The organism is Geodermatophilus sp. SYSU D00708 (assembly GCF_054050115.1).
Genome location: NZ_JBJGYS010000009.1, coordinates 137,478 through 147,009, shown reverse-complemented (window position 1 = coordinate 147,009; position 9,532 = coordinate 137,478). Strand labels below are relative to the sequence as shown.

Genomic DNA, 9,532 nt, shown 5'->3' with positions numbered 1-9,532 from the left:
CCCCCCCCCCCCCCCCCCCCCCCCCCCCCCCCCCCCCCCCCCCCCCCCCCCCCCCCCCCCCCCCCCCCCCCCCCCCCCCCCCCCCCCCCCCCCCCCCGCTCGGGTCCGGGGTCGACCGCCCGACGGCAGAAGTGGCCATTTCTGCCGGATTGAGGGCCGAGCTCATGCCGACGCCGCCGCGAGCAGCGCCCGGGCCGCGGGCGCGTCGGCGGTCAGCTCCCGGACCCGGCCGTCGTCGTCGAGCAGGTCCATCCGCGCGAGCCAGGCCTCGAACTCCGGCGCCGGCCGCAGCCCCAGCACCGACCGGGTGGTGAGCACGTCGGAGAACGCCAGCGACTGGTAGTGCAGCATCACGTCGTCCATCCCGGGGACGGCGATGAGGAACGTGACGCCGGCCGCGCCGAGCAGCAGCATCAGCGCGTCCATGTCGTCCTCGTCGACCTCGGCGTGGTTGGTGTAGCAGACGTCCACCCCCATGGGCAGGCCGAGCAGCTTGCCGCAGAAGTGGTCCTCCAGCCCGGCGCGGAGCACCTGCTTGCCGTCGTAGAGGTACTCCGGCCCGATGAACCCGACGACGGTGTTGACCAGCAGCGGGGAGAAGTGCCGGGCGACGGCGTAGGCGCGGGCCTCCAGCGTCTGCTGGTCCACCGGGCGGCCGCCGATGCCGCGGTGGGCGTCGGCCGACAGCGCCGACCCCTGGCCGGTCTCGAAGTAGGTCACGTTCTCCCCCACCGTGCCCCGGCCCAGCGCCAGCGCTCCCGCCCGCGCCTCGGCGAGCAGGTCGAGGGTGACGCCGAACCCGCGGTTGGCCGCCTGGGTGCCGGCGACCGACTGGAACACCAGGTCGACCGGCGCCCCGGCCTCCAGCGCCCGCAGGGTGGTCGTCACGTGCGCGAGCACGCAGGACTGGGTGGGGATCTCGTAGCGGCTGATGACCGCGTCGACCAGCTCCAGCAGCGCGACGGTGCGCGCCGGGGAGTCGGTGGCCGGGTTGATCCCGATGACGGCGTCCCCGCACCCCTGCAGCAGGCCGTCGACGATCGACGCGGTCACCCCCAGCGGGTCGTCGGTGGGGTGGTTGGGCTGCAGCCGGGAGGCCAGCCGGCCGGGCAGGCCGAGGGTGCTGCGCAGCCCGGTCACCACCCGGGTCCGCCGGCCGACGGCGACCAGGTCGGCGTTGCGCATGAGCTTGGACGTGGCCGCGACCATCTCCGGGGTCAGCCCCGGGGCGAGCGCGGAGATGGCCGCCTCGTCGCCGGCCGCGGCCCAGGCCAGCAGCCGGTCGCGGAACTCGCCCACGGTCAGCGACGCCACCGGCGCGAAGGCGGCCCGGTCGTGGGTGTCGAGGACGAGCCGCGTGACGTCGTCCTCCTCGTACCCGACGACCTGGTCCTCCAGGAAGGTGGCCAGCGGCAGGTCGGCCAGCAGCGACTGGGCGGCCACCCGCTCGGCGGCCGACTCCGCGGCGCAGCCGGCCAGGACGTCGCCGGAGCGGGCCGGGGTCGCCTTGGCCAGCAGCTCGACCAGGGTGGGGAACTCGTGGGTGTGCCCGCCCACCGTCGCCCGGCGCACGCTCATCCCATCTCCTCCTCGGCGGCGGCCAGCAGCTCGAACTCCTCCTCCGGCGCGGAGGCGACCAGGTGGTGCCGGCTGTAGAGGGCGAAGTAGGCGAGGAACACCGCGTAGGCGCCCAGGGTCCAGAACGCGGCGGTGACGTCGACGAGGAAGGTGGCGACCACCGCCGCGGCGGCCAGCACCAGCGCGACCCCGGTGGTGACCACGCCACCGGGGGTCCGGTACGGGCGCTCCAGGTCCGGCTCGCGGCGGCGCAGCACGATGTGGCTGACCATCATGAGCACGTAGGACACCGTCGCCCCGAAGACGGCCATGTTCAGCAGCATCGCGCCCTGCCCGGTCAGCGAGAGCACGAAGCCGATCGCGCCGGGCACGAGCAGGGCGAGCATCGGCGCCTTGCGCGCGTTGGTCACCGACAGCGCCCGCGGCAGGTACCCGGCGCGGGAGAGCGCGAAGGTCTGCCGCGAGTACGCGTAGATGATCGAGAAGAAGCTCGCCACCAGGCCGAACAGGCCCGCGTAGTTGACCACCGTGGTGAGCGCGTCGGGTGCGGCCGAGGCGGCCAGCGCGTCGACCGGCGGGTTGCCCGACGCGGCGATCGTCGACGACCCGCCGGCGCCGGGGGTGAAGACCAGCATGAGGACGGCGAGCAGGACGAGCACGCCCATCGCCGCGACGATCCCGCGCGGCATCGAGCGGGCCGGGTCGCGGGCCTCCTCGGCGGCCAGCGGCACGCTCTCCACGGCGAGGAAGAACCAGATCGCGAACGGGAAGGCCGCCCAGATGCCGATCAGCCCGTACGGCAGGAACGACGACGCGCCCGCGGCGTCGGTGGGCGCGATGTCGAGCAGGTTGCCCGCGTCGAACTGCGGGACCGCCCCGACGAGGAAGACGACCAGCCCGAGCAGCGCGACCACGGTGACGGCGAACATCGCCTTGAGCGCCTCGCCGACGCCCATCAGGTGGATGCCGATGAACAGCGCGTAGACGACCAGGTAGACCCACCAGCCGTCGGTGATGCCGAACAGCCCGAGCGACTCCACGTAGGCGCCGATGAAGGTGGCGATCGCGGCCGGGGCGATGGCGTACTCGATGAGCACCGCCACGCCGGTCGCGTAGCCGCCCCAGGGGCCGAGCGCGCGGCGGGCGAAGGTGTAGCCGCCGCCGGCCGTCGGCAGCGCCGAGCCGAGCTCGGCCAGCCCGAACACCATGGCGGTGTACATCACCGCCATGAGGACCGTCGCGATCAGCAGCCCCCCGAAGCCGCCCTCGGCGAGGCCGAAGTTCCAGCCGGCGTAGTCGCCGGAGATGACCGCCGAGACGCCCAGGCCGGCGAGCAGCAGCCAGCCCGCGGTCCCGGTGCGCAGCTGGCGCTTGTGGAGGTACCCCTCGTCGACACGCTCGGCCTCGACGCCGGCGTGGTGGGGGGCGGAGGAGCGGGCAGCGGGATCGGCGGTCATGCCGTGCCTTCCGGTCGGCCCCCGGCGGACGGGTGGGGTCAGGGTGGTCCTCCCGCCCGGACCGGTCAACCGTCGTCGACGGATCGGTACGCGCCGTTCACGGGCCCGACGCGGGCGTCCCTGTCCCGGCGCGGCCCGCGGTGACGCATACTCGTCGGTCGTGCACGACCGGATGGCGCGGGGAGGACATCGGTGAGAGAAGGGCTCGGGCCGGAGGACGCCGACCTGCTCGCACTGCTGGCGTCCGGCGGCGACCTGAACGAGTTCCTCGGCGACCTCGTCCACCTGGCGGTGCGCCACACCCCGAAGGCGGGGGCGTGCGGGCTGACCCTGGCCCGCTCGGACGGCGCGGTGACCGTCAGCGCCACCGACGTCCTCGCCGAGGAGGCCGACGAGCGGCAGTACCGGCTCGACGACGGCCCCTGCCTCGCGGCGATGCGGGAGGGCGTCGTCGTCCGGGTCGAGGACATGCTCGCCGAGCAGCGCTGGAACGGTTACCCGGCGCTGGCGGCCCAGGTCGGCGTCCGGTCGTCGCTGTCGCTGCCGCTGACCGTCGAGGGCCGCAGCCGCGGGGCGCTCAACCTGTACTCCACCGAGCCGCGCGCCTTCGGTCCCGCGGACGAGGCGGTAGCCGCCCGCTGGGCGGGCCAGGCCGCCGGCGCGCTGGCGGTGGCGCTGCGCATCGCCGACGGCGACGACAAGGCCGAGCAGCTGCGCGGCGGCCTGGACACGCGCACCGTCATCGGCCAGGCCGTCGGGCTGCTGATGGCCCAGGAGCGGTGCACCGCCGAGCAGGCCTTCGCGCTGCTCAAGCACTCCTCGCAGCGGCGCAACGTCAAGCTCAGGGACGTCGCCGCCGGACTCGTCGCCGCCTTCGAGGCCGACCTGCCGGAGCGGCCCGCCCGCTGGTGAGTCAGATCCCGCGCCAGCGGCCGTCCTTCGCGTTGCCCTGCGGCCGGGAGGCGAACACGTTGCCCTCCGTGGGGCCGGTGTCGTCCCCGGACAGTGCCAGCCTGCGGAACAGCGGGCCGACCAGGACGTCGTAGAGGCCCGGCAACAGGCGGAACCCGGCGATGACGAACCAGTTGCCGAACCCGGACTGCACCAGGCGCCGGGGCCGGTCCAGCCGGGCGACGACGGCCCGGGCGACGCGGTCGGCGGTGTAGACCGGTGGGGGCGGCCGGCCGGTGCTGCCCGCCCACGTCGCGCCCTGGGAGTAGATCGGCGTGCTGACCCCGCCCGGGGCGACCGCCGAGACGTGCACGCCGGGGGCGTCCCGGAGCTCCTGCTGCAGCGTCCGGACCAGCCCCAGCTGCCCCCACTTGGCCGCCGCGTAGGTGCCCATGAGCGGCGCGGTGACCGAGGCCAGCAGCGAGCTCACGACGACCAGGTGGCCGCTGCCCTGCCGCCGGAACACCGGCAGCACCGCTCGGGCGAGGTTCGCCGTGCCGTGGAGACCGGTGTCGACGACGGCCTCGAACGCCTCGCGGGGCACGTCCTCGATCCGGCCGTAGGCCATGGTCTGCGCCGCGTGGACGACGGCGTCCAGCCGCCCGAAGCGGGCCACGGTGGCGTCGACGACCTGCTGGAGACCGTCGGGGTCGTTGACGTCGACCGGGCAGACGAGCACCGCACCGGCGCCGCGGTCCCGGGCCTCGGCGGCCGCCTCCTCCAGTGACTCGCGGCCCCGGGCGACGAGCACCAGGGCGGCGCCGCGCGCGGCCATCGCGTGGACGGTGGCCCGGCCGATCCCGCTGGAGGCGCCGGTGACGAGGACGGTGGGCGTGCGGGACGGCGCGGTGGACGGCGGCATGCGGCTCCTCGGGGAGGGGGAGGGCACGCACAGCGCTGGCACGCCCCGGCTCGACGTCCGCCGTCCCTACCCCTGCCGCGAGCGGGTCATGCGGGCGGGGCGTCCAGCGCGGACCACAGCCAGCCGGGGCCGGCGACCGCCACGCCCTCCGGCAGCCGCGCCCGCAGCCCGCGGTCGGCGGTCACCACCAGGGCGTCGCGCCCCTCCCGCGCGAGCTCGCCCGCACGGGCGACCAGCGCGTCGTCCCCGCTCCCGGGCGCGCGGACGAGGGTGACGCCGTCCGGCGCGCGCACGGAGCGGGCCGCGCCCTCGACGACGGCGACGATCTCGTCGACCCCCACGCGTGCCCCGTCCGGGCCGGGTAGCAGCCGCCCGCCCAGCGGGGCGAGCCGCTCCAGCAACCGGGACGTCGCACCCGCCCGGTCGCGCCACCAGCCGTCGGGGCGGGCGCCGACCACGTTGGCCGCGTCGACCAGCAGCACCGTCATGTGCCCCTCCGTTTGTCGGCTGCGACCTGGGGAATCGTCCCGCTGCACCCGCGGCGGCGACCGGCCGGCGCGGCCACCGTCCGGGAGCGGCGCTCCCGGCCCGCCGGAGGAGCCGCCATGGCGAGCAACGAGCGCACGGTCCACGACTCCGACGCCGCCCGCGAGGGCGCCTCGGCCACCCGCGGCGCCGCGCGCGACGCGGTCGCCGCGCAGCGGTCGGCCTTCGGCGGCGTGAAGTGGGGCGCGGCGTTCTTCGGCTGGCTGTCGGCCAACGGGCTGGCGGTCCTGCTCATCGCGCTGCTGTCCGCCGCCGGTGTCGCGCTGGGCCTCACCCAGGGGATCGCCTCCGCGGACGACGCCGCGCAGCAGGCCGACACGATCGGCCTCGGCGGCGCGATCGCGCTGCTGGTGGTGCTCTTCGTGGCCTACCTCGCCGGCGGGTACGTGGCCGGGCGGATGGCCCGCTTCAGCGGGGTGCGCCAGGGCGTCGCCGTCTGGCTGGTCGGGCTGCTCGTCGTGGTGGTGCTCTCGGTGGCCGGGTACCTGCTGGGCCGCGAGTACAACGTGCTCGAGGCGCTGCACCTGCCGCGGATCCCGATCGACGAGGGCACCGCCACCACGGCCGGGATCGTCACCCTGCTCGCGATGGCCGTCGTCACCCTGCTCGGCGCCGTGGTGGGCGGCCGGCTCGGCACCCGCTACCACCGGCGGATCGACCGGGCCGGCTTCACCGCCTGATCCCTCCGCGGGGGCTCCCGGCTGTCGGCGGCCGCTCCTACGCTCTGGCCCATGTGCCGGAACATCCGACCGCTGGCCAACTTCGAGCCGGCGGTGACCGACGAGGAGATCCAGGCGGCCGCGCTGCAGTACGTGCGCAAGATCAGCGGCTCGACGCGGCCCTCCCGGGCCAACGCGGAGGTCTTCGACCGCGCCGTCGCCGAGGTGGCCGAGGCGTCCGCACGACTGCTGGCGGCCATGGTCACGACCGCTCCCCCGAAGGACCGCGAGGTGGAGGCGGCCAAGGCGCGCCAGCGGGCGGCGCTGCGGTACGGCACCTGACCCGCCGGCTTCGATTGCGCACAACCGGTGTGGCGGCCGGCGGCCAGGGGTAGGACCGGCGGGTCCCCTCCCCCCTCCCCCGGAGCGCAGCCATGGCTCGCAACACCGTGTCCCGCAGCCTGCACGACCTCGGCCTGGCGGCCTGGTTCGGCGGCACCCTCGCCAACGCGGTCGCCCTCAACCCCGCTGCCGGGGAGGCAGGGAGCGGCCGCGGCACCGGCCGGGTCGCCAACGCCGGGTGGGACCGCTGGACGCCGGTCAACGCCGCGGCGATCGGCGCACACCTGGTCGGCAGCGTCGGGCAGCTGCTCGGCAACCGCGGCCGCGTCGCGCGCCAGCAGGGGGTGGCCGGCATGAGCGTGCTCAAGACCGCCCTGACCTTCGCCGCGCTGGGCGTCACCGCCTACAGCCGGACCCTCGGCCAGGTGGTGTCGGGCGCCGGCTCCGTCCCGGCGCGGTCGGGCACCAAGCCGGCCAAGCGCACCAAGGCCGAGGTCGCCGCCGCGCAGGAGCAGCTCGACCGGCTGCAGTGGGTGATCCCGGCCCTGACCGGTGCGCTGGTCGCGGTCAGCTCCTACGCGGGCGAGCAGCAGCGGCCGGCCGAGGTGGCCCGGGGCGTCGCCCAGCGGTGACCCGCCGCCCGGCAGAGCGCGGAACCCGCAGCCCCGCAATCCACGACGCCCCGGCGGTGCCGGCCGGGCCGTGACCTGCGCGGGCCCAGCGCGACGCTCAGCCCCGGCGCGTCAACGGTCGCCGCGGGTGAGGTCGCCCGGGTCCGGGGTCCGGAAGGGCGGGTCGGCGTGCTGGCCGCCGTCGTCCGCCGACGGCTGCCGCTCCTCCGGCCGGTCGGGCTCCTCCCCGCCGACTCCGTAGCCCTCGGCCGGCTCCGGTGCGCCCGCGCCCGGGTCGGCTGCAGGGATCCCGTCGTCCTGCGCGCGGCCGCCTTCGGCCTCCATCGGTGCCCACATCGACATGCCCGACCCACCTCTCCTGACCCGTCACGGAGGTCATCCGCATACCCCGGACGCGTTGGTGGAAGTACTCACCGCCAGGTGAACGGCGGGTGAACGCCAGGAGGCGGTGACAGGCATGGTCGACACGGAGCGAGGCCCGGCACGCCACTCCGGCCGGGAGAGCGACGGCGAACCGGGCGAGTCCCGCAAGCAGCGGATCGACCGCGAGCTGATCGAGCTGCTCAACGAGCTGCGGGTGGCACTGCCCGGTGTGCAGTTCCTCTTCGCCTTCCTGCTGGTCGTGCCGTTCCAGCCGGGTGGCGAGGAGCTCACGGAGTTCCAGCGGGACGTGTACTTCGTGACCCTGCTGGCGGCCGCCGTCGCGACCGGGCTGCTCATCGCCCCGGCCGCGCAGCACCGGGTGCTGTTCCGCCAGCACGACAAGGAGAACCTGCTGCGGCGCAGCCACCGGTCGGCGTTCGCCGGACTGATCGTGCTGGCCCTCGCCATCTCGTCGGCCGTGCTGCTGGTGACCGACGTGGTGTTCGCGGCTCTCCAGGCGTGGATCACGGCCGGGGCGGTTGCCCTGCTGCTGGTGTGGTGGTGGATCGCGGTGCCGTACTGGGCGCGGGCGCACAGCGGGCAGGACGAGCCGGAGGACTGACGGCGGCCCCCGCGCGCCGCGCGGCACCCGCCTGGGGACGACCGCAGCGGGGAAGGGTCGCCTAACCTGCCCGTGTGAGCGCGACGGCGGACAGGCTGCAGGCTCCGCCGTCAGTGGCTGCGGCCTCGGTGCGCTGGTCACCGGTCGAGCTCCTCCCCCCGCTGCTCGTCGTGCTCCTCGGTGCGGTGCTCCTGGCTCCCGGGCACGGGCTGTGGTTCGACGAACTGTTCACCGCGGAGGTCGGCCGGCTGCCCTTCCGGGAGATCCTCGCGGCGGTCGTCAGCGGCCGGGGGACGACGAGCTACCTGGTCGACGTCCCCCCGTCGTACAACGCGCCCTACTACCTGGTCGTCTCCGCCTGGACGTCGCTGCCCGGCGTGGGCGGTGACACGTCGCTGCGGGCGCTGTCGCTGCTGGCGACCGCCGGCGGGATCGCGCTGGTGACCCGGGCGGTGAGCCGGGTGGCCACGCGGGCCACCGGCGTGCTGGCCGGCGCCGTGCTGGCCTCGGCTCCCCTGCTGCTCGAGCAGGCTGTCGAGGCGCGCAGCTACGGGTTGGCGGTCCTGGCGACCGGCGGGGCCGCCCTGGGGCTGGTCCGGTGGTTGCAGGAGGCGCCGCGCGGGCGGGTCCTGTTCGGCCTGGCCGGCGCCGGGATGGGGCTGATGCACTGGTACGCGGTCACCGTCCTGGCCGCTTTCGTCGTCGCGGCACTGCTGCTGCGGGGTCGGCGTGCCCTGCCGCTGATGGCCATCGGGGCGGCCGCCGTCCTGCCGACCGTCGGGCTCGTCGTGGTGAACCTGCTCAACGGCACCGGTGCCCGCAACGCCCAGCACTTGCGCGACACCGGCGGGACGCTGGCGAACCAGGCCGTCGAGGCGTGGGCCGGGGGGCGCGGCCCGCTCCTCTACCTCACCGTCGGGCTGGCCGTGCTCGGCGCCGTGCGTGCCGTCGGGGTGCGGGTCGTGGGGATCTGCTGGGTGCTGGTCCCGCTGGTGCTCCTGCTCGCCGCCGAGCTGGTGCGGCCGGTCTACCTGCCCCGCTACCTGCTCGCCGGCCTCCTCGGCCTGGGTGTGCTGGCGGCGGCGGGAGCCCTGACCGTGCCCCGGGCGGCCCGCGCTCCGGTGGCGGGGCTGCTCGTGGCCTGCGCGCTGCTGGCCTGCGCCCCGCTCGCCGACCGTGAGCCGCGGGAGCGCGCCGACGAGGTGGTGGCCTTGATCGCCGAGCGTCACCGGGCCGGGGAGCCCGTCGTCGCGGCCGATCAGCGCTCGGCGACCGGTCTGGACCACTACGTCCGGACGACGGCACCGCAGCTGCGTCCCGATGTCGTCCTCCCGCCGGACGACGCCCCCGCCGACGCGGCCCGCGTCTGGCTCGTCCGCCGGCTCATCGACGGGCAGCCGGTGCCCACCGACGACGACGGCATCCTCGAGTCCGCGGGGATGCGGATGACCGCCGAGTACGACTTCCCGGCCGGCAAGACCGACCTCGTCGTCCAGGTCTGGGAACACTAGAACGGCGGG

At 75.8% G+C, this 9,532-nt stretch carries 11 protein-coding genes; 6 read left to right on the top strand and 5 right to left on the bottom strand.

The window, feature by feature from the left end; all coding sequences use genetic code 11:
- Positions 1-162 precede the first annotated feature (162 nt).
- Positions 163-1,578 (bottom strand): ethanolamine ammonia-lyase subunit EutB, encoded by a 1,416-nt coding sequence (locus ACI79D_RS10380; protein WP_456918309.1) that lies wholly within the window; start codon positions 1,576-1,578, stop codon positions 163-165.
- Positions 1,575-3,035, bottom strand: coding sequence for an ethanolamine permease (gene eat / locus ACI79D_RS10375; RefSeq protein ID WP_456918308.1), 1,461 nt, complete (start codon positions 3,033-3,035; stop codon positions 1,575-1,577). The genes ACI79D_RS10380 and eat overlap by 4 nt, the downstream gene beginning before the upstream one ends.
- Before the next feature lie 192 nt (positions 3,036-3,227).
- Between eat and ACI79D_RS10370 the strand changes: the two genes are divergently transcribed.
- Entirely contained in the window at positions 3,228-3,947 is a 720-nt protein-coding gene (locus tag ACI79D_RS10370; protein ID WP_456918306.1) for a GAF and ANTAR domain-containing protein, read from the top strand.
- A gap of 1 nt (position 3,948) precedes the next feature.
- Here ACI79D_RS10370 and ACI79D_RS10365 read toward each other — a convergent pair whose 3' ends face one another.
- Positions 3,949-4,848: an SDR family NAD(P)-dependent oxidoreductase gene (locus ACI79D_RS10365; RefSeq protein WP_456918305.1), complete on the bottom strand. Its 900-nt coding sequence runs from the start codon at positions 4,846-4,848 to the stop codon at positions 3,949-3,951.
- Positions 4,849-4,934: 86 nt separating this feature from the next.
- The gene (locus ACI79D_RS10360) at positions 4,935-5,336 is read right to left on the bottom strand and encodes a hypothetical protein (protein ID WP_456918304.1); all 402 of its coding nucleotides are present in this window, start codon (positions 5,334-5,336) and stop codon (positions 4,935-4,937) included.
- A 117-nt stretch (positions 5,337-5,453) separates the two neighbouring features.
- Here ACI79D_RS10360 and ACI79D_RS10355 point away from each other — a divergent pair, with 117 nt between their 5' ends.
- The 3 genes from ACI79D_RS10355 (at position 5,454) to ACI79D_RS10345 (ending at position 7,027) form a co-directional block, all read left to right on the top strand.
- Entirely contained in the window at positions 5,454-6,074 is a 621-nt protein-coding gene (locus tag ACI79D_RS10355; protein ID WP_456918303.1) for a hypothetical protein, read from the top strand.
- A 51-nt stretch (positions 6,075-6,125) separates the two neighbouring features.
- The gene (locus ACI79D_RS10350) at positions 6,126-6,395 is read left to right on the top strand and encodes a DUF2277 domain-containing protein (protein ID WP_456918302.1); all 270 of its coding nucleotides are present in this window, start codon (positions 6,126-6,128) and stop codon (positions 6,393-6,395) included.
- A gap of 92 nt (positions 6,396-6,487) precedes the next feature.
- Positions 6,488-7,027, top strand: coding sequence for a hypothetical protein (locus tag ACI79D_RS10345; protein ID WP_456918301.1), 540 nt, complete (start codon positions 6,488-6,490; stop codon positions 7,025-7,027).
- 111 nt (positions 7,028-7,138) lie between these two features.
- Here the strand turns inward: ACI79D_RS10345 and ACI79D_RS10340 are convergent, their stop codons facing one another.
- Positions 7,139-7,369 carry a hypothetical protein gene (locus ACI79D_RS10340; protein WP_456918300.1) on the bottom strand — a complete coding sequence of 77 codons (231 nt, stop codon included), beginning with the start codon at positions 7,367-7,369 and terminating at the stop codon, positions 7,139-7,141.
- A 115-nt stretch (positions 7,370-7,484) separates the two neighbouring features.
- Here ACI79D_RS10340 and ACI79D_RS10335 point away from each other — a divergent pair, with 115 nt between their 5' ends.
- Positions 7,485-8,012, top strand: a complete 528-nt coding sequence (locus ACI79D_RS10335; protein ID WP_456918299.1) for a DUF6328 family protein — start codon at positions 7,485-7,487, stop codon at positions 8,010-8,012.
- 113 nt (positions 8,013-8,125) lie between these two features.
- The gene (locus ACI79D_RS10330; RefSeq protein ID WP_456918298.1) at positions 8,126-9,523 is read left to right on the top strand and encodes an ArnT family glycosyltransferase; all 1,398 of its coding nucleotides are present in this window, start codon (positions 8,126-8,128) and stop codon (positions 9,521-9,523) included.
- Positions 9,524-9,532: the final 9 nt, after the last annotated feature.

Coding starts and splice junctions, on each gene's coding strand:
- ACI79D_RS10380 (WP_456918309.1), bottom strand. CDS start 1,578: ATGAGCGTGCGCCGGGCGACGGTGGGCGGGCACACCCACGAGTTCCCC.
- eat (WP_456918308.1), bottom strand. CDS start 3,035: ATGACCGCCGATCCCGCTGCCCGCTCCTCCGCCCCCCACCACGCCGGC.
- ACI79D_RS10365 (WP_456918305.1), bottom strand. CDS start 4,848: ATGCCGCCGTCCACCGCGCCGTCCCGCACGCCCACCGTCCTCGTCACC.
- ACI79D_RS10360 (WP_456918304.1), bottom strand. CDS start 5,336: ATGACGGTGCTGCTGGTCGACGCGGCCAACGTGGTCGGCGCCCGCCCC.
- ACI79D_RS10355 (WP_456918303.1), top strand. CDS start 5,454: ATGGCGAGCAACGAGCGCACGGTCCACGACTCCGACGCCGCCCGCGAG.
- ACI79D_RS10350 (WP_456918302.1), top strand. CDS start 6,126: ATGTGCCGGAACATCCGACCGCTGGCCAACTTCGAGCCGGCGGTGACC.
- ACI79D_RS10345 (WP_456918301.1), top strand. CDS start 6,488: ATGGCTCGCAACACCGTGTCCCGCAGCCTGCACGACCTCGGCCTGGCG.
- ACI79D_RS10340 (WP_456918300.1), bottom strand. CDS start 7,369: ATGTCGATGTGGGCACCGATGGAGGCCGAAGGCGGCCGCGCGCAGGAC.
- ACI79D_RS10335 (WP_456918299.1), top strand. CDS start 7,485: ATGGTCGACACGGAGCGAGGCCCGGCACGCCACTCCGGCCGGGAGAGC.